The organism is Delftia sp. ZNC0008 (genome assembly GCF_000799035.1).
Taxonomy (GTDB): domain Bacteria; phylum Pseudomonadota; class Gammaproteobacteria; order Burkholderiales; family Burkholderiaceae_C; genus Comamonas; species Comamonas tsuruhatensis.
The window spans coordinates 1-18,968 of the sequence record NZ_JTKZ01000271.1 but is presented as its reverse complement, the minus strand read 5'-3'; the positions used below and the strand labels follow the sequence as shown (position 1 = coordinate 18,968).

The window sequence follows — 18,968 nt, the reverse complement described above, 5'->3', positions numbered from 1 at the left end:
GGCTGGCCGGGCTGCCGCCTGAACGGGCCAAGCCGCCGCGCAATCTGTCACGCCACGAGCGCCGCGCCCGCGTCTGGCTGCGCCGCCTGGGCGCAAAGGCCTGCCTGCTGAGCTGGCTGCCCGTGGTGGGCGATCCGCTGTGCGCCGTGGCCGGCTGGCTGCGCCTGCCGTTCTGGCCCTGCGTGTTCTACATGGCCATCGGCAAGTTCCTGCGCTATGTGGTGATGACGGTGGTGCTGCTGCAGCTGCTGCCGGCCTCCTGGGCCAGCTGAGGCCGAAGCCCCCCACCGAAGCCCTCCCCTTTTTGCGATCTACGCCTGCGGCTCGCGCGCCCAGGGCGCCAGCGCGAAGTGCGCGGCCAGGAAATCGATCAGCGCCTGCACGCGCGCCGGCCGGGCGCGCCCCGGCGGCGTGACGATGTGCAGGGCGATGGAGGGCACCTGCCAGTCGTCCATGCAGGTCTGCAGCGCACCCGATTGCAAATCTTCCCAGGCCAGGAATTCGGGCTGCAGGGCCAGGCCCAGCCCGGCGCGCAGGGCCGGCGCCAGGCCCTCGGCATTGTTCACGCGCATGGCCGTGGGCACGACCTGGGCGAACTCGCCGCGGCGCGCATGCACGAAGCGCCAGGCCTCGCCCAGGCGGCTGTGCACATAGCGCAGCGCCCGGTGCTGCGCCAGCTCGCGCGGATGGGTGGGGCGGCCGTGGCGCTCGAAGTATTCGGGTGATCCCACCAGCAGCAGGCGCACCGTGCACAGGCGCCGCGCCAGCAGGCTGGAGTCGGGCAGCGAGGAGATGCGCAGCGCGATGTCGAAGCCCTGGGCCACGACGTCGATCAGCTCGTCGCTGAAGTGCAGGTCCAGCGTGACTTCCGGGTGCTCGGCCATGAAGGCGGGCACGGCCGGCGCCAGGTGCGAGATGCCGAACGACATGGGCGCCGCAATGCGGATGGGGCCGCGCAGGCTCTTGGACTGCTCGCTGATCTCGGCCTCCACGGCCTCGCCCTCGGCCAGGATGCGCGCGGCCCGCTCCAGAGAGGCCTGGCCGCCGGCCGTCAGCGACATGCGCCGCGAGGTGCGGTGCAACAGGCTGGTCCTGAGCCGCGTCTCCAGCCGCGTGATGGCCTTGGAGATGGTGGGCTGGGAGACGCCCAGCTCGGCGGCGGCCTTGGCGAAGGAGCCCGTCTCGGCCACCTTGGCGAAGACGGCCCAGGCTTCGAGGTCAGGAAGTCTTGGCATGAAAGTTTTGGAATAGATGTCTTTGCATATTTTCTATTCTCTTCTTGATCGGCAAAACATAAAGTTCATCCATCGCAACACACAACGCAGCAGGAGAACACCATGATCGAACGCCGTCCCTTCCAAGCCCTTGGCGGTGCCAACCACGGCTGGCTCGATGCCAAGCACCACTTTTCCTTCGCCGGCTACCACGATCCGGCCCGCATGGGCTGGGGCGCGCTGCGGGTGTGGAACGACGACACCATCGCCGCCGGCACGGGCTTCCCGCCTCATGCCCACGCCAACATGGAAATCATCACCTATGTCCGTGAAGGCGCCATCACCCACCAGGACAGCCTGGGCAACAAGGGCCGCACCGAAGCGGGCGATGTGCAGGTAATGAGCGCGGGCACCGGCATCCGCCACTCGGAATACAACCAGGAAAAGGGCACGACGCGGATCTTCCAGATCTGGATCATGCCCGACGAGCGCGGCCAGCAGCCCCCGTCCTGGGGTGCCAAGCCCTTCCCCAAGGGCGAGCGCTCGGGCAGCTTCGTGGCCCTGGCCAGCGGCCTGCCCGGTGACGAGGACGCCCTGCCCATCCGCACCGCCGCCCGGGTGCTGGGCGCCACGCTCAAGGCCGGCGAGAGCACGGAGTACCGCATCGGCCGTGATCGCCTGGGCTACCTGGTGCCGGCCAGCGGCTCGGTGCAGATCGACGGCGTGACGCTCCAGGAGCGCGACGGCGCCGCCATCAGCGACGTCGAGACCCTGCGCGTCACGGCCCTGACCGACGCCGAGCTGGTGCTCGTCGACACGGCGCGCTGAAGCGCCCTTGCCGCCCCGGCTCCGGCCGGGGCCCACCTGCCCCAACTGTCTTTCCGAATTTCCGCTGTCCCTTCCTTCACCCAACCCACTGCCTCACAGGAGATCACCATGACCGACCGCAAGTACCTCGAAGTCCTGACCCCCGCCAACAGCCAGATCATCTTCATCGACCAGCAGCCCCAGATGGCCTTCGGCGTGCAGTCCATCGACCGCCAGGTGCTCAAGAACAATGTGGTGGGCCTGGCCAAGGCGGCCAAGGCCTTCGACATTCCCGCCACCATCACCACGGTGGAGACGGGCAGCTTCTCCGGCCACACCTATCCCGAACTGCTGGCCGTGTTCCCCGAGCACAGGCTGCTGGAGCGCAGCTCCATGAATTCCTGGGACGACCAGAACGTGCGGGATGCGCTGGCCGCCAACGCCGCCCAGGGCCGCAAGAAGATCGTGGTCTCCGGCCTGTGGACCGAGGTGTGCAACACCACCTTCGCCCTCTCGGCCCTGCATGACACGGACTACGAGATCTACATGGTGGCCGACGCCTCGGGCGGCACGTCGCTGGACGCCCACAACTACGCCATGGACCGCATGGTGCAGGCCGGCGTGGTGCCCGTGACCTGGCAGCAGGTGCTGCTGGAATGGCAGCGCGACTGGGCCCGCCGCGAGACCTATGACGCGGTGATGGACATCGTGCGCGAGCATTCCGGCGCCTACGGCATGGGCGTGGACTATGCCTACACCATGGTGCACAAGGCCGCCGAGCGCGTGCAGCATGGCGAGACCGTGGGCCCGAACCCCGCCAAGGCCTGAGCACCAGCGCCGCCGCCGGCCCGCCAAAGGAGTCTCGCCATGAAGCTCTATGCACTTTCCCTTGGGGCCGGCCTGCTGGTCGGCGTGGTCTACAGCCTGCTGCAGGTGCGCTCGCCCGCACCGCCGCTGGTAGCCCTGGTCGGCCTGCTGGGCATCCTGGCCGGCGAGCAGATCGTGCCCGTGGGCCGGCATCTGCTGCAGGGCATGGACCTGCGCAGCGCCTGCAGCAAGACGCAGGCCACCGAGCATGTGCTGGGCCAGCTGCCCGGCCGCAAGAACGCCGATGCCGATGCCGATCGGCACCACGGCTGACCCCTCCCCCTCTCTCCAAGAAAACTGCACCATGACCACGCGCAGAAAAGTCCTGGGCTCCGCCGCCACCCTTGCCATGGGTGGACTGCTGGGTTGCACCACCAACGCTCGCCAAGGAGCCTCCATGTCCGATTCCACGCCCGAAGTCGTCTTCCACAACGGCCGCTTCACCACCCTGAACAAGGCCCAGCCCACGGCCACCGCCGTGGCCGTGAAGGACGGCCGGTTCATCGCCGTGGGCACGGACGCCGAGGTGCTGGCCCTGGCCGGCAGCGGCACGCGCCGCATCGATCTGCAGCGCCGCAGCGTGCTGCCCGGCCTGTTCGACAACCACACGCACGTGATCCGTGGCGGCCTGAACTTCAACCTGGAGCTGCGCTGGGACGGCGTGCGCTCGCTGGCCGATGCGCTGGACATGCTCAAGCGCCAGGTGGCCAACACGCCCGCGCCGCAGTGGGTGCGCGTGGTCGGCGGTTTCACCGAACACCAGTTCGTGGAAAAGCGCCTGCCCACCATCGAGGAGATCAACGCCATCGCGCCCGACACGCCGGTGTTCCTGCTGCACCTGTATGACCGCGCCCTGCTCAACGCGGCCGCCCTTCGCGCCGTGGGCTACACCCGCGACACGCCCGAGCCCGCAGGCGGCGAGATCACGCGCGATGCCAACGGCAACCCCACGGGCCTGCTGCTGGCCAAGCCCAACGCCACCATCCTCTATGCCACGCTGGCCAAGGGTCCCAAGCTGCCGCTGGACTACCAGGTCAACTCCACGCGCCACTTCATGCGCGAACTCAACCGCCTGGGCGTGACCGGCGTGATCGATGCGGGCGGGGGCTTCCAGAACTACCCCGACGACTACGACGTGATCCAGAAGCTCAGCGAGGCCAACCAGATCACCGTGCGCCTGGCCTACAACCTGTTCACGCAAAAGCCCAAGGAGGAGAAGGCCGACTTCCTCAACTGGACGCAAAGCGTGAAGTACAAGCAGGGCAACGACTATTTCCGCCACAACGGCGCGGGCGAGATGCTGGTGTACTCGGCCGCCGACTTCGAGGACTTCCGCCAGCCGCGCCCCGACATGCCGCCCAGCATGGAGGGCGACCTGGAGGAAGTGGTGCGCGTGCTGGTGCAGAACCAATGGCCGTGGCGCCTGCACGCCACCTATGACGAGACCATCTCGCGCGCGCTCGATGTCTTCGAGAAGGTGCACCGCGACACGCCCATCGACGGCCTGAACTGGTTCTTCGACCATGCCGAGACCATTTCGGACAAGTCCATCGACCGCATTGCGGCCCTGGGCGGCGGCGTGGCCGTGCAGCACCGCATGGCCTACCAGGGCGAATATTTCACCGAGCGCTACGGCGCACGCGCCACCGAGGCCACGCCGCCCGTCAAGAAGATCCTGGAGCGCGGCGTGAAGACCTCGGCCGGCACGGACGCCACGCGCGTGGCGTCCTACAACCCCTGGGTGTCGCTGTCGTGGATGGTGACGGGCAAGACCGTGGGCGGCCTGCAGATGTACCCCCAGCGCAACCTGCTGGACCGCGAGACCGCGTTGCGCATGTGGACCGAGAACGTGGCCTGGTTCTCCAACGAGGAAGGCCTGCGCGGCCGCATCCAGGTGGGCCAGCTGGCCGACATGATCGTGCCCAGCAAGGACTACTTCGCCGTGCCCGAGGACGAGATCTCGTTTCTCACATCCGACCTCACCGTGGTGGGCGGCCGCGTGGTCTATGGCGCAGGTCCCTTCCAGCAGCATGACGACAACCCCCTGCCGCCGGCCATGCCCGACTGGTCACCCGTGCGGCGCTTTGGCGGCTACGGCGCCTGGGGCGAGCCCGAGGGCGCTGGCAGGAACTCGCTCAACCCCGCGCGCTACCGCAGCCTGGCGGCGGCCTGCGGCTGCGGCACCAGCTGCGGCATGCACGGCCACAGCCATGCCGACGCATGGGCATCGAACGTGCCGACCTCGGACCCCCGAAGCTTCTTCGGCGCGCTGGGCTGCTCCTGCTGGATGGCCTGAGGAGCACACGCATGACACCCGCCATGACCCAAGCCAGTACGTTCTCCGGCCGCCTTGCGGCCGCCGCACGCCCGGTGTTCGGCAGCCAGGCCGTGCGCCTGGTGGCCTACCTGGGCCTGTGCGCCGCCTATCTGCAGGGCGGCCTGGTCAAGCTCACCGACTTTCCCGGTGCGCTGGGCGAGATGGCCCACTTCGGCCTGTCGCCGGCACCGCTGTTCGCGGTCCTGGTGATCGCGCTGGAGCTGGGCGCCTCGGCCATGATCATCACCGGCCAGCTACGCTGGCTGGGCGCCCTGGCGCTGGCCGCGTTCACGCTGCTGGCCACCTTCGTCGCGCTGCGCTTCTGGGAGCTTCCCGCAGGGCAGGAACGCTTCATGGCAGCCAATTCCTTCTTCGAGCATCTGGGCTTGGTCGGCGGCTTCCTGTTCGTCGCCTGGCATGACCTGGGAGAGCGCCATGACCGCTGATTCGAGCGCACCCGCAACCACCGCCTCCGGCAGCTTCGCGCCGCTGCGACAGCCCGTGTTCGCCGTGCTGTGGGCGGCCACGGTGCTGGGCAATATCGGCAGCTTCATGCGCGATGTGGCCAGCTCCTGGATGGTGACCGAACTGTCGGCCAGCCCGGCCGCCGTGGCCCTGATCCAGACGGCGGCCACGCTGCCCATCTTCCTGCTGGCGATTCCGGCCGGTGTGCTGTCCGACATCCTGGACCGCCGACGCTTCCTGATCGGCATCCAGATCCTGCTGGCCGCCGTCAGCGCCAGCCTGCTGCTGCTGGCACGCACCAACACGCTGACCGTGGAGTACCTGGTGGCGCTGACCTTCGTGGGCGGCATAGGCGCGGCGCTGATGGGGCCGACCTGGCAGTCCATCGTGCCCGAGCTGGTGCCGCGCAGCGACCTCAAGAACGCGGTGGCGCTGAACTCGCTGGGCATCAACATCGCACGCGCCCTGGGCCCTGCGGCCGGCGGCCTGCTGCTGGCCAGCTTCGGCGCGGCGGCGGCCTATGGCGCGGACGTGGTCAGCTATGTGTTCGTGATCGCCGCGCTGGTCTGGTGGAAGCGTCCCAAGGCCGAGGCATCGGCGCTGAACGAGCAGTTCTTCGGCGCCTTCCGCGCTGGCCTGCGCTATGCCCGCTCCAGCCGCGAGCTGCATGTGGTGCTGCTGCGCGCCGCCGTGTTCTTCCTGTTCGCCAGCTCGGTCTGGGCCCTGCTGCCGCTGGTGGCGCGGCGCATGCTGGGCGGCTCGGCAGGCTTTTACGGCGTGATGCTGGGCGCCGTGGGCGCAGGCGCCATCCTGGGCGCGCTGGTGCTGCCGCGCCTGCGCAAAAGGCTGGATGCCGATGGCCTGGTGCTGCTGTCCTCCGTGCTCAGCGCCGCCGTGATGGCCGCGCTGTCCACGGCGCCGTCGCAATGGGCCGCCGTGCTGCTGATGCTGGTGCTGGGCCTGGGCTGGATCATTGCGCTGACCACGCTCAACGGCGTGGCCCAGGCGGTGCTGCCCAACTGGGTGCGCGGCCGGGGACTGGCCATCTACCTGATGGTGTTCAACGGCGCCATGGCGGGCGGCAGCCTGGCCTGGGGGCTGTTTGCACAGGGCGTGGGCATTCCCACGGCGCTGCTGATCGGCGCGGCGGGCCTGGTGGCCATCTCGCTGGTGTTCCACCGCATCAAGCTGCCCACGGGCGAGGCGGACCTGCAGGCCTCCAACCACTGGCCCGAGCCGCTGCTGGCCGAACCGGTGGCCCATGACCGTGGCCCGGTGATGATCCAGGTGGAGTACCAGGTGCGCCGCCAGGACCTGCCGGCCTTCATCGAGGCCATGCAGCATGTGGCACGCGAACGCCGCCGCGATGGCGCCTATGCCTGGGGCATCGCCGAGCACACGGGCGAGCCGGGCCGGGTGATCGAGTGGTTCCTGGTGGAGTCCTGGGCCGAGCATCTGCGCCAGCACCAGCGCGTGTCCAGGGCCGATGCCGATCTGCAGGCCCAGGCGCTGCGCTTTCATATCGGCCCCGGGCGGCCCGTGGTCCACCACTTTCTGGCGCTGGATGCCGCCAGTGCTGCCAGTGCCGCCAGCGGGCCTGCGCAGGCACCGGCGCACGGCCACGCCCACTGAAGCGTTGCGGCAGGCCTGCCCTGGCCTGCGCCCGGCCTGCCAGGACACCTCAGCGGATATCCAGCCGCTCCAGCGCACGCACCAGGTCGGCCAGCGTGCGCACCTGCATCTTGCGCATGGCCTGGCTGCGGCGCACCTTGACCGTGATTTCGCTCACGCCCAGGTCTGCCGCGATCTGCTTGTTCAGCAGGCCGCGCACCACGCCCACGACCACTTCCTGCTCGCCGGGCGACAGCGACTGCCAGCAGGCGCGCAGCGCCTGTTGGCCGGCGTCCAGCGCGCGGCGCTGGCGGTCCAGGGCAATGCCCTGCTGGATGGCGTCGAGCAGGTCCTGGTCGCGGAAGGGCTTGGTCAGGAACTCGATGGCGCCGGTCTTCATGGCCTCCACGCTCATGGGAATGTCGCCATGGCCGGTGATGAAGATGGTGGGCAGCCGCAGGCCCAGCTCCAGCATCTGGCGCCGGAAGTCCATGCCGCTTTGCCCAGGCATGCGGATGTCCAGCACCAGGCAGGCCGGTCCCTGCGGCGGCTGCCGCTGCCAGTGGTCCAGAAACTCGCGCGTGGCGCCGAAGGCGCGCACGCACAGGCCCACCGATGCCAGCAGGTCCTCGATGGCTGCGCGCACCGAGGGGTCGTCATCGACGATGTAGACCAGTGCCTCGGCTTCGGCGGTGGAGGGTTCAGCCATGGTGCAATCCTGCGGAAGGCCTGGCGCCCGTGGCCGGGGCGCAGGCGATGGTGACGTGAAAAGCCGTGCCCCCGCGCCCGTCCTCGCGGTCCGTGGCCCAGATGCGGCCGCCGTTGGCCTCGGCCATGTGGCGGCAGATGTTCAGGCCCAGGCCCATGCCATCGGGCTTGGTGGTCCAGAAGGCATCGAACAGGTGGGTGCGGGCCAGCGGCGACAGGCCTTCGCCCGCATCGGCCACGGTCAGCACCAGCTGCTGGCCCAGGGCCTGCGTGGCGATGGCGATGCGCCGCTGCGCGGCCGGTGTGTGCTGCATGGCGTCCATGGCATTGAGCAGCAGGTTGGCCAGCACCTGCTGGATCTGCACGCGGTCGGCCCAGGCCGGCTGCAGCGCGGTCGCCAGCTGCAGGTCCAGGGCCACGCCGCGCCGGTCCAGCTCGGCGACGGACAGGCGGGCCATTTCGCGCACGGCCTCGTTGAGGTCGAAGGACTGCCGGCTGGGTGCGTCTCCGCGTGCCATGCTGCGGATGCGGGCGATGACATCGCTGGCGCGCTGCGCATCGCCCAGGATGCGCTCCAGCGCCTGGCCGGCCTTGGCCAGATTGGGCGGGTCCTGGGCCAGCCAGCGCTGGCAGGCATTGCCGCTGGTGACGATGGCCGCCAGCGGCTGGTTGACCTCATGGGCGATGGAGGCCGTCAACTGCCCCAGGCTGGTGGTCTGGGTGATGCGCATCAGCTGGGTGCGCGCCGCATGGGCCGCGTTCTGGGCCGCCACCATCTTCAGGCCCAGATAGGCCGTGATGGCAATGGCCAGGATGCTGATCACCATGTTGATCAGTCCGGTGCGATAGGCACCGGCAGGCGTGAGCGCAAAGCTGGCCAGGGTCAGCACGATGCACAGCGCCGTGAGGCCGATGACCACGCGCGGGCTGAACCAGCGCACCGCCACCAGGATGATGGCGGTGTGGAACACGGCGGCCGCCACGGCGTAGTCGGTCAGCGTGTCCAGCGCGAAGATCGCGGCCATGGCGACGCCCATGGCCGCCAGGATCAGGGCCCGGGGCCAATGGGGAAAGCGGCGCAGAGCGGTGGTCATGGCGTGCAGGGAAAAGGAATGGACTGTCAGCTGCCAATTCTCATTCAAGAAGCCGCTGCACCTGAATGCAAGCTATACCCGAACCGTACGATACTGGCGCGACCCAAAACAAGGGACACCGAGGAAGGGCCTGGGCCGGCCGCGCCGCCCCGCACCGAAGGTGTCGTCCCCCTCCCGCGCAGCGAGAGAGGGGGAAGCCGCGCAGCGGCTCAGGGGGTTCACAACACTGGCCGGCGGCCCACGCTCAGTTGGAGTTCCACGGTGGCCTTGGCCAGCTCGGTCTCTGCCTCCAGCGATCCCAGGTAGGCCTCGTCGGCCGAGCGCTGGGCGGACAGCAGCTCCAGCAGCGAAGCCTCGCCATGCCGGTAGGACAGGCGCATGCCTTCGAGCACGCGCTGCGCATCGCGCAGCACGCCGTCGCGGTAGCGCTGCACGCTCTCGCGCGCGGCGCTCAGGCGAAAGCGCGCGCCGCGCACATCGGCCTCGGCCCGGTTCTGGGCCTGCTGCAGGGCCAGCATGGCCTGGGTGACGGCCGCCTCGGCCTGCACCAGGTCGCCCCGGTCCAGGCGCGACAGCGGCAGCGGCACGCTGACCGAGACCGACAGCGTGCGCGAGCGCCCGCCGCCATCGAAGGGATTGCCCTGGGCGTCCGTGCCACCGGCCGTGGCGGGCACGGCGGCCATGCCCACGGCCAGCGTGGGATTGACCCAGCGGTTGGCCCGGGCCAGGCCCGCGTTGTCGCGCGCATGCTCCAGCGCCGCCTGGGCGATGCGCACCTCGGCGCGCGACTGCAGCGCCTGGGCGACCAGGGCGTCGGCATCCTCCAGCCCCGAGTCTTCGGCCAATTCCATGAAGCCGCATTGCAGCGTGTCGCTGGCAAAGACTTCGGACAGGCGGCGCCCCAGCGGGACGGACAGCGCCAGCCGCGCGGTCTGCGCCTCGGCGCGCGCCTGCACCACCTCGGCCTGGAAGCGGTCGCGCTCCACGCGCGACTGCAGCCATTCCACGCCGCCGATGTCGCCGGCCTTGCGCCGCAGCTCGTTGGCCTGCACCACGTCGCCCAGCGCCTTCAGCGTCTGCTGCTTGCGCTCCAGCGCCAGCGAGTCGCGGCAGGCCTGGGTGTAGTCCTGGGCGGCATCGGAGAAAAGCTGGCTGCGCACGCCTTCAAGGCCGGCCTCGGACAGGCGCACCTGGCTGCGTGCGGACTGGATGCGCGCGGCGCGCTTGCCGCCCGTCTCCAGCTCCATGCTGATCTCGTAGTTGCGCGTGGTGGGCCGGGGCTGGCCGGTGCGCACCTGCTCGCGCGAGGCGCCCAGCGTGAGGCTGGGGTCGGGGCGTATGCCGGCGATGCCGATGCCGGCACGCGCGGATTCCACGCCCTGCTCCTCCGAGCGCAGCAGGGGGCTGTGCTGCTCCACGGCGTTGAGGTAGTCGGAAAAGCGCAGGCCGGCGGACGGCGCCGTCTGCGCCTGCGCTGCGGCGCCAAGGCACAGCAGCAGGGCCAGGGCCTGCCTGGGGAAGAAAGGGGTCGTTTGCATGGCGACTCGCATCAATGGGGTTGGCTCGTTGCGGTGCGATGCCCGCCCTCGTGCTCGGCGGCATCCGGATCGCCGCTCTCACCGCGTTCAGCGGCGCGGCGCTGGCGGCGCTCGGCCGCGCGGACGGCACGGGCCTCGATCACGTAGTAGAGGTTGGGCAGCAGCAGCAGGGTCAGCAAGGTGGCGCTGAACAGGCCGCAGACCACGACGGTGGCCAGGGGCCGCTGCACGTCGCTGCCCAGGCCCGTGGCCAGCATGGCCGGCGTGAGGCCGAAGGCGGCGACGGTGGCCGTCATCAGCACGGGGCGCATGCGGCTGGAGGCGCCTTCGAGCACGGCTTCGCGCAGGCCCAGGCCGTCCTCGCGGCGCAGGCGGTTGATCTGCGAGACCATGAGCACGCCCGAGAGCACGGCCACGCCGAACAGCGCGATGAAGCCCACGGCGCTGGAGACGTTGAGCGTCATGCCGCGCAGGTGCAGGCCCGCAAAGCCGCCGATCATGGCCAGCGGCACCACGCCCAGCACCAGCAGCGGCTGGCGCAGGTTGCCGAACTCGCCGAACAGCAGCACCAGCATGATGCCCAGCGTCAGCGGCAGGATCATGAGCAGCCGCGCCTCGGCACGCTGCAGGTTCTCGAACTGGCCGCCCCACTCGATGTGCAGCTTCTGGCGGTCGTAGTCCAGGTGCTGGTCGATGGCGGTGTGCGCATCCTTGAGGAAGCCCGCCAGGTCGCGGCCGCGCACATTGAGCTTGACGAGGATGTGGCGCTCGCCGCCCTCGCGCACGATGACGCTCTGGCCCACGGTGGTGGTGATGCGCGCCACGTCGGCCAGCGGCACCTGGGCGCCATTGGCGGCCGACAGGCGCAGCGCGCCGATGGCCTCGGGGCTGCTGCGCGTGTCGGGCGTGAAGCGCACGGCCATGTCGTAGCTGCGCTCGCCCACGTAGAGCTGGCCGATGGAGGCCCCGCCCACGCCGGTGGAGATGAGCTGCGCCACCTCGGAGGCATTGATGCCGTAGCGCGCGGCAGCGGCGCGGTCCAGCGCAATGCGCAGGTTGGGCAGCGGCGGCTCCACGTCCACGGCCACGTCGGCCGCGCCGGGCACTTTCTCCAGCACGGCCACCAGGGCATCGGCGACGCGCCGGTCCTCGGCCAGGTCCTGGCCGAAGACCTTTACCGTGAGGTCGCTGTGCGCGCCCGACAGCTTGTCCTGCACGCCGTCGATCATGGGCTGCATGAAGCCCACGGAGTAGCCGGGCAACTGGTCGAAGCGCGCGGCCATCTTCGCGATCAGCTGCTGCTTGGTCAGGCCCGACTTCCATTCGTCATAGGGATGCAGGCCCACGCTGGCCTCGATGTGCGAGGGCGTCCAGTAGTCCGTGCCGTCATCGTTGCGCCCGGTCTGGGTGACGATGTAGGAGACCTCGGGGAACTCCAGCGCAGCGCTGCGCAGCGCGTCGGCCATGTCGCGCGCCTTGTCCAGCGTGATGCCGGGCGGCATCTGCACCTGCAGCCAGATGGAGCCTTCGTCCAGGTACGGCAGGAAGTCGCGGCCCATGGTGGCGGCCAGCACGCCCAGCGCCAGCAGCGAGGCCGCCACGGCCCCCGCCAGCCAGCGCACGCGGCCCACGACCGCGCCCAGGAAGCGGTCATAGCCCACGCCCAGCCGGTGCAGCACGGGGTTGTGGAAGATCCTGCGCGGCCTGCGGAAGGCCAGCCAGGCCAGGGCCGGCGTGAGCAGCAGGGCCACGGCCAGCGCCCCCACCAGGGCCGCGCCCACGGCGCTGGCCATGGGCGAGAACAGCTTGTACTCGATGCGCTCGAAGGCGAACAGCGGCAGGTAGGCGGCCGCGATCACGCACATGCCGAAGAAGATGGGCCGCGCCACCTGCAGCGTGGCCGTGATGGCGTCCCTGGGCGTGAGCGGCCGGTTCTGGTCGGCCTCGCGGCGCCGCAGGATGTTCTCGACCACGACCACGGCGCCGTCCACCAGGATGCCGAAGTCGATGGCGCCCAGCGACAGCAGGTTGGCCGGAATCTTCGCGTGGTGCATGAAGATGAAGGCCAGCAGCAGCGCCATGGGAATGGTCAGCGCCACGATCAGCGCCGCGCGCGGGCTGCCCAGGAAGACCAGCAGCACCAGGGTGACGACGATCAGGCCTTCGGCCAGGGTCTTGCCCACGGTGTGGGTGGTGCGCTCGATCAGCGTGGTGCGGTCCAGGTAGGGCACGACCTTCACGTCGGGCGGCAGCAGCTTGCCGTTGAGCTCCTCCACGGCGGCATGGATGCCCTCCAGCGCCTGCGAGGGGTTGGAGCCCTTGAGCAGCAGCACGATGCCCTGCAGGGTGTCGGAGTTGCCGTCCTTGCCCAGGATGCCGCGCCGCTCCACGTTGCCGTAGGTCAGCCGCCCCAGGTCCTTGACCAGCACGGGCGTGCCGCTGTCCGTGGTCTTGACGACCACGTTGCCCATGTCGTCCAGCGAGCCCAGCAGGCCCACGCCGCGCACCACATAGGAGACATCGCCCCGGTCGATGACGCTGCCGCCGCCGCTGGCGTTGTTGGCATTGATGGCCTCGATCACCTGGGACAGCGCCAGCCCGTACTGCAGCAGCCGCGCGGGGTCCAGCTCCAGCATGAACTGCGTGGTCAGGCCGCCGAAGTTGGTCACGTCCACCACGGACTGGGCCTTCTTCAGGCGCGGGATCACCACCCACTGCTGCAGCTCGGACAGCTCGCGCAGGCTGCGCACGGGGCTTTCCAGCGTGTAGCGGTAGACCTCGCCCGTGGGCGAGCTGTAGGGGTCCAGCCCGGCGCGGGCACCATAGGGCAGCGTGACCTCGTCGATGCGCTCCTTCAGGCGCTGGCGCGCCCAGTAGCCGTCCACGCCGTCCTCGAAGACCACGGTGATCAGCGACAGCGCGAACAGGCTGCGCGAGCGCAGCACGTGCATGCCGGGCGTGGCCAGCAGGGCGCGCTCCAGCGGGATGGTGATCTGCTGCTCTATCTCCTCGGCCGCAAGGCCTGGCACCTGGGTGACGATCTGCGAGGTCACGTCGGCAATGTCGGGATAGGCCTCCAGCGGCAGCTGCTTCCAGCTGAACACGCCATACAGGGCCGCGAAGCAAAAGACCAGCCAGACCACGCCGCGGCGCGAAAAACCGATGTTGACGATGCGCTCGATCATTGCAGCAGCACTCCCCCGTTGACCACCACGCGCTCGCCGGCCGCCAGGCCCGAGAGGATCTCGGCCTGGCCGTCCTGCTGCGCGCCGACCTGCACGTCGCGCGGCTCGAAGCGCCAGCCGCCCTTGTCCACGAAGACGCGCGTGCTGACCTGGCCCTGCAGCAGGGCCGCGGCCGGCACCATCACGGCCTGGCGCGCCGGGGCGTCGAAGCCCACGCGCGCAAACATGCCGGGGCGCAGCCGCCCTTCGGGGTTGTCCACGGCCACGCGCACCTTGACGCTGCGCGTGGCGGTGTCCACCAACTCGCCCACGTACTGCACGCGGCCCTGCAGTTGCAGGTCGGGATAGGCGGCCAGCGCGATGTGGGCCTGCTGGCCCACGTCCACATGGGCCAGGTCGCGCTCGCTGACGCTGGCGCTGAGCCAGACCTTGCGCAGGTCGGCCACGGTCATGACGGAGGCATTCACATCGTTCCAGTAGCCGCCCTGCGAGCCCGCCATCTCGACCACGCGGCCGCTGATGGGCGACTTGACCACGTAGCTGCCGCGCGAGCCTTCCTGCACGGCCGCACCCAGCTGGGACAGGTGGTCGGAGGCGGCGCGCGCATCGGCACCTGCTGCGGCCAGCGACTGCTGCGCGGCCTCGTAGTCCTTGCGCGCGGCGATCTCGGCATCGAACAGCAGCTTCTGGCGGTCGAATTCCTGGCGCGCGTGCAGCAGCGCGGCCTGGGCCTTGGCGTGCTCGGCACGCACGCTGGAGATCTCGGAGGAGTCCATGGTGATCAGCGCATCGCCGGCCTTCACCGCATCGCCCAGCTGGTGGTGCAGGCGCACCAGGCGGCCCGCCACGGGCGGCGTGATGCGGACCAGCTTTTCAGGCTCGGCCTCGATGGTGGCGGGGGCCGACAGGCGGGTCTGCAGCGGCTGCAGCGCGATCTCGGCCACCTGCAGGCGCTCGCGCAGCGGCGAGCCTTCGGGCACCACGATGAGGTTGCCTTCGCGGCGCACGGGAGCCGGCTGCGGAGCGGTGGTGGCTGCATGCGTGGCTGCCGTGGGCTCGGCCGGCCCGTTGCAGGCGGCCATGGCCACGCTGATCAGCAGCCCGCCCACAGGCCATGCAGCCGCCAGCAAGGGATGGCGCTGGTGCAGGCCATGGGGTTGACCATGGGGTCGGCCTGGTCGTTCAGAAGCGAGAAAGCGGGTCATCCTGAGGTCTCCGGGCGCCACGGACCCGCGCAGACCTCTCGCCCCTTCAGGCGATCACAGGCCTCCGCCCAGGTCCGGGCAGATCAAGAAATGGAAGAAGGGAAAGACGGAAAGGGGCGGCGCGGCAGCGCCTGGCAGGATCGGGATCGGAATCAGGATCGGGGTCCATGGGGTACTCCTTTGCGTGTGGGTGGCGCAGTCCCCGTACAGGCCGGGAGCCCTGTTTGCTGCAGTGCAATATGTGCCCGGAATTATCAAAGGCGAAAGTGCCTGCGGCCAGCCTTTGTTGGGAAGGCTGGCCTGTTCATTGGTGGATGCGGGATATACCTTCGTATAAAAGATGGCCGGCACAAGGGCCCCTCGGCCTGGCCCGGCTCGGCCCGGAAAGCAAAAAGCCGCCAGCGCGGAGCGGGCGGCTTGCGGGCGATGGCCTGCAGGAAAGCTCAGTCCACTTTCAGGCCGATGGCTTTCACCAGTTCGCCAAAGCGCTCGCGCTCGGTGGCGTGGTGGTCGATGAAGGCCTTGCGGCTCAGCGGCGCGGGCGTGGCGCCCAGGGTGAGGATGACGTCGTTGACGTTCTTTTGCTCCAGCGCCTTGGCCACGGCAGTGCGAACGGCCTCGATCACCGATTCGGGCGTGCCCGTGGGCGCGTAGATGCCGAACAGCGTGTCCGCATCAAAGCCCGGCAGGCCGCTTTCGGCCAGCGTGGGCACGTTGGGGTACTGCGGCGAGCGGTGCGGGCTGCCGATGGCCAGCAGGCGCAGCTTGCCGGCCTCGACCTGCTTGAGGCCCGGACCCGGGTCGAACCAGAACTGCAGCTGCCCGCTGAGCACGTCGCTGAGCGCCGGGCCCGCGCCCTTGTAGGGGGCGTGCACGGCATCGACACCGGCCATGCGCTTGAACATCTCGCCGGCCAGGTGCGGCGAGCTGCCCTGGCCCGGCGAGCCGTAGGACAGCTTGCCGGGGTTGGCCTTCAGGTGCTTGATGAACTCGGCCACGTTGGTGGCGGGCACGGCGGGATTGGTCTCCAGGAACACATGCACGCGCGCCACGGCAGCCACGGGCGTCAAGTCCTTTTCGGGATTGAAGGCCAGCTTGCTGTAGATCATCGGGTTGATGGTGATGGCCCCGCCCGAGCTGAGCAGCAGCGTGTAGCCATCCTTGGGCGCGCGCACGGTTTCGCTGATGCCGATGTTGCCGCCCGCACCGGGCTTGTTGTCCACCACCACCGACTGGCCCAGCACCTGGGACATGGTGGGCGTGATGGCGCGCGCCAGCACATCGGCCGCGCCGCCGGGCGCGAAGTTCACCACCAGGCGCACGGGGCGCTCGGGCCATTTGTCGCCGGCCTTCTGCGCCAGCGCAGGGACCGAGGCCGTCGCGCCCAGCAGGGCCAGCAGGCCCAGGCGGCGCCAGCGGCTGAAGGGGGTTGTCTTGTGCATGAACTGTGTCTCCTTGGGTTGTGAATTCTTGAAAGCGTGATGGGAGCCCGGCGGCGGCGGGGCTGCAATCAGTCCAGCCGTATGCCCGCCGACTCGATGACCTGGCCCCAGCGCCGGCTTTCGCTGCGCCAGTAGTCACGCATCTGCGCAGGCGTGCCGGGCAGCGGCTCCAGCGACAGCGCCTCGAAACGCGCCAGCACGGCAGGCGAGCGCAGCGCCTGCTGCAGCGCCACGGACCAGGCCTGCACGGTGGCGTCGTCCGTGCCGGCCGGCGCCACCAGGCCCTGCCATGCATGGGCCTCGAAATCCTTCACGCCCTGCTCGGCCAGCGTGGGCACGCCCGGGTGGCTCTTGAGACGCTCGGCGCTGGCCACGCCGATGACACGCAGCTTGCCGGCCGCAATGTGCTGGGCCGCCGCCGCGCTGTCGGCCAGCATGAAGGGGATCTGGCCGCCGATCACATCGATCAGGGCCGGCCCCGCGCCGCGATAGGGCACATGGGACATCTTCACGCCCAGGCGCTGGGCCAGCAGTTCGGTGGCCAGGTGGTGGGGCGTGCCCAGGCCCGGGCTGCCGTAGCTGACGGGGCCTGGCTGGGCCTTCACCCACTGCGTGAACTCCTGCAGGTTGTGCACCGGCAGCTGGTTGCCGACCACGAGGAACAGCGGAAAGCGCGCCAGCAGGCCGATGGGCACGAAGTCCTTCTCGGCGTTGTAGGCCAGCTTGCGAAACAGGTGGGGGTTGGCCGCCAGCGTGGCGAAGTCGGCCGTGAAGACCAGGCTGCCCAGCTCGCGCGTGCGCGCCGCGTATTCGGCGGCGATGTTGGTGCCTGCACCGGGCTTGTTCATGACGACCACGGTGCGGCCCAGGGCCTTGCCAAAGGACTCGCCCACGCCGCGCGCCACGGCGTCCGAGCCGCCGCCTGCGGCAAAGCCCACCACCCATTCGACGGGCTTGCCGGTCTGGGCGTGTGCCGTGCCCATGCCCAGCAGGGGCGGGGCGCCTATGGCCAGTGCGGCCTTGAGTGCTTGTCTGCGCAGCATCTTGTCTCCTTGTTGTAGTGGCTCGTTTTGCCTTGAGCGCGTTCAGCGCGGTGCGACGGCGCCCGCGTTCTCCGACAGGCTGACCAGTGCATGCAGCGTGCGCGTCACGGGCACGGCAATGCCCAGCCGGTCGGCCACCTGCAGCACGGCGCCGTGGATGGCGCCCGTCTCGGTGGCACGGCCGGCCAGCAGGTCCTGCAGCATCGAGGGCTGGTGGCCCCGGTGGTGGTCCAGCGCATCGCGCACGGCCGCGCCCACGCGCTCGGCACTGGCGGCGACGCCATGGGCATGGGCGACGGACAGCACCTCGTCCAGCACGCGCTGCAGCAGGGCCTCGCCCTGCGGATTGGCCAGTCCGTCCACGGTCTGGCGCGTCACGGCGCACACGCCGTTGAAGGCGGCATTGAAGGCCAGCTTTTCCCAGATGGCCTCCTGCACCTGCGGGTCGATGCGGCAATGCATGCCTGCGCGGTTGAGGTCTTCCGCCAGCAGATCGAAGACTGCGCTGCGCTGGCCGTCGCAAGGCATGAAGCGGATGCCGCCCTGCCCCATGGAGCTGACCTCGCCCGGCGACATCACGCGCGCAGGCCAGGTGGTCACGCCCACGGCGATGCGTTCGAGCGGCACCATTTCACGCAACACATCGGCATGGCCTATGCCGTTTTGCAGGCTCAGGAAATGCGTGTCCGGCCCGATGAGGTGGGCGATGCCCTGCAGTGCAGCGCGCGTATGGGCCGACTTGGTGAAGACCAGCCACAGCGCGGGCCCCGCCGTGAGCTGCTCGGCCCGCGCGGCCTGCACGCGGGCCTGCAGCAGCCCCTCATCGGTGTGGCAGCGCGCGCCATCGCGGTTCAGGGCCTGCAGCAGCTCGTCGTTCACGTCGACCAGGGTCACGTCCAGGCCGATGCGGGCCAGCCGCGCCCCGAACAGGGTGCCCATGGCGCCTGCGCCGAGGATGCCTATGCTTCTTGTGTTTTCCATGGCTTTGTCTCCTGTCCCGGGGCCTGCGCTCAGGCGACCTCGACCTCGACCACGATGGGCTTGGGATGGGCCAGCGCGCGGGCCAACACATCGGACAGCTCGGCGGCGTTCTCCACATGCACGCCTTCGCAGCCCTGGCCACGCGCCAGCGCCACGAAGTCGATGTCGGGCAGTTCCGTGCCCTCGACCTTCTCGCCCTCGCGGTAGCCGAAGACATGGGCGAAATCCTGCAGCGCCGCGTAGCGGCGGTTCTTGAGGATCACGAAGCTGATGGGCAGGCGCAGCTGGGCTGCACTCCAGAGGGCCTGGATGGCATACATGGCCGAGCCGTCGCCGATGACGGCGACCACCTTCGCCTCGGGCTGCGCCAGTGCCACGCCCACGGCGGCCGGCATGCTGTGGCCCAGGCCGCCGCTGCACATGGTGTAGAAGGTGCCCGAATGGAAGATGGGCAAATAGGTCTGGATGGTGGAGCGCGAGCTGGGCGCCTC

The 18,968-nt window shown here is 69.7% G+C and carries 17 protein-coding genes; 7 read left to right on the top strand and 10 right to left on the bottom strand.

Features of this window, described 5'->3' with window-relative positions:
* Window positions 1–272: membrane protein (locus L995_RS08955; protein ID WP_047471097.1), on the top strand; the 272-nt coding region annotated here is incomplete at its 5' end.
* Window positions 273–311: 39 nt separating this feature from the next.
* Here L995_RS08955 and L995_RS08950 read toward each other — a convergent pair.
* On the bottom strand, window positions 312–1,235 hold the full coding sequence (locus L995_RS08950; RefSeq protein ID WP_034364263.1) for a LysR family transcriptional regulator: 924 nt from the start codon (window positions 1,233–1,235) through the stop codon (window positions 312–314).
* Window positions 1,236–1,337: 102 nt separating this feature from the next.
* Here L995_RS08950 and L995_RS08945 point away from each other — a divergent pair, with 102 nt between their 5' ends.
* The 6 genes from L995_RS08945 to L995_RS08920 all read left to right on the top strand — a co-directional run bounded on the left by L995_RS08945 (window position 1,338) and on the right by L995_RS08920 (window position 7,302).
* On the top strand, window positions 1,338–2,042 hold the full coding sequence (locus L995_RS08945; protein WP_016447948.1) for a pirin family protein: 705 nt from the start codon (window positions 1,338–1,340) through the stop codon (window positions 2,040–2,042).
* A 108-nt stretch (window positions 2,043–2,150) separates the two neighbouring features.
* Window positions 2,151–2,849, top strand: a complete 699-nt coding sequence (locus tag L995_RS08940; protein WP_016447949.1) for a hydrolase — start codon at window positions 2,151–2,153, stop codon at window positions 2,847–2,849.
* Window positions 2,850–2,888: 39 nt separating this feature from the next.
* A complete protein-coding gene (locus L995_RS08935; RefSeq protein ID WP_012203487.1) occupies window positions 2,889–3,161 on the top strand; it encodes a XapX domain-containing protein in 273 nt (90 codons plus the stop codon).
* A 124-nt stretch (window positions 3,162–3,285) separates the two neighbouring features.
* Window positions 3,286–5,184: an amidohydrolase gene (locus L995_RS08930; protein WP_047471102.1), complete on the top strand. Its 1,899-nt coding sequence runs from the start codon at window positions 3,286–3,288 to the stop codon at window positions 5,182–5,184.
* A gap of 23 nt (window positions 5,185–5,207) precedes the next feature.
* Window positions 5,208–5,651 (top strand): DoxX family protein, encoded by a 444-nt coding sequence (locus L995_RS08925; protein ID WP_193615990.1) that lies wholly within the window; start codon window positions 5,208–5,210, stop codon window positions 5,649–5,651.
* Complete coding sequence (locus L995_RS08920) at window positions 5,641–7,302, top strand: MFS transporter (protein WP_047471099.1); 1,662 nt, start codon at window positions 5,641–5,643, stop codon at window positions 7,300–7,302. Before L995_RS08925 ends, L995_RS08920 begins: the two co-directional genes overlap by 11 nt.
* 49 nt (window positions 7,303–7,351) lie before the next feature.
* Here L995_RS08920 and L995_RS08915 read toward each other — a convergent pair whose 3' ends face one another.
* The 9 genes from L995_RS08915 to L995_RS08875 all read right to left on the bottom strand — a co-directional run.
* The gene (locus L995_RS08915) at window positions 7,352–7,990 is read right to left on the bottom strand and encodes a response regulator transcription factor (protein WP_047471091.1); all 639 of its coding nucleotides are present in this window, start codon (window positions 7,988–7,990) and stop codon (window positions 7,352–7,354) included.
* Window positions 7,983–9,083 carry a sensor histidine kinase gene (locus tag L995_RS08910; protein ID WP_052195777.1) on the bottom strand — a complete coding sequence of 367 codons (1,101 nt, stop codon included), beginning with the start codon at window positions 9,081–9,083 and terminating at the stop codon, window positions 7,983–7,985. The genes L995_RS08915 and L995_RS08910 overlap by 8 nt, the downstream gene beginning before the upstream one ends.
* 218 nt (window positions 9,084–9,301) lie before the next feature.
* On the bottom strand, window positions 9,302–10,621 hold the full coding sequence (locus tag L995_RS08905; protein ID WP_047471087.1) for a TolC family protein: 1,320 nt from the start codon (window positions 10,619–10,621) through the stop codon (window positions 9,302–9,304).
* Window positions 10,622–10,632: 11 nt separating this feature from the next.
* The gene (locus L995_RS08900) at window positions 10,633–13,806 is read right to left on the bottom strand and encodes an efflux RND transporter permease subunit (RefSeq protein WP_047471085.1); all 3,174 of its coding nucleotides are present in this window, start codon (window positions 13,804–13,806) and stop codon (window positions 10,633–10,635) included.
* The gene (locus L995_RS08895; RefSeq protein ID WP_047471083.1) at window positions 13,803–15,011 is read right to left on the bottom strand and encodes an efflux RND transporter periplasmic adaptor subunit; all 1,209 of its coding nucleotides are present in this window, start codon (window positions 15,009–15,011) and stop codon (window positions 13,803–13,805) included. Before L995_RS08895 ends, L995_RS08900 begins: the two co-directional genes overlap by 4 nt.
* A 443-nt stretch (window positions 15,012–15,454) precedes the next feature.
* Window positions 15,455–16,453 carry a Bug family tripartite tricarboxylate transporter substrate binding protein gene (locus L995_RS08890; protein WP_013804051.1) on the bottom strand — a complete coding sequence of 333 codons (999 nt, stop codon included), beginning with the start codon at window positions 16,451–16,453 and terminating at the stop codon, window positions 15,455–15,457.
* Window positions 16,454–16,521: 68 nt separating this feature from the next.
* Complete coding sequence (locus L995_RS08885; protein ID WP_047471080.1) at window positions 16,522–17,496, bottom strand: Bug family tripartite tricarboxylate transporter substrate binding protein; 975 nt, start codon at window positions 17,494–17,496, stop codon at window positions 16,522–16,524.
* Window positions 17,497–17,538: 42 nt separating this feature from the next.
* Entirely contained in the window at window positions 17,539–18,477 is a 939-nt protein-coding gene (locus tag L995_RS08880; RefSeq protein ID WP_047471079.1) for a ketopantoate reductase family protein, read from the bottom strand.
* 29 nt (window positions 18,478–18,506) lie between these two features.
* The coding region (locus tag L995_RS08875; protein WP_047471077.1) for a thiamine pyrophosphate-dependent enzyme at window positions 18,507–18,968 on the bottom strand (462 nt) is incomplete at its 5' end.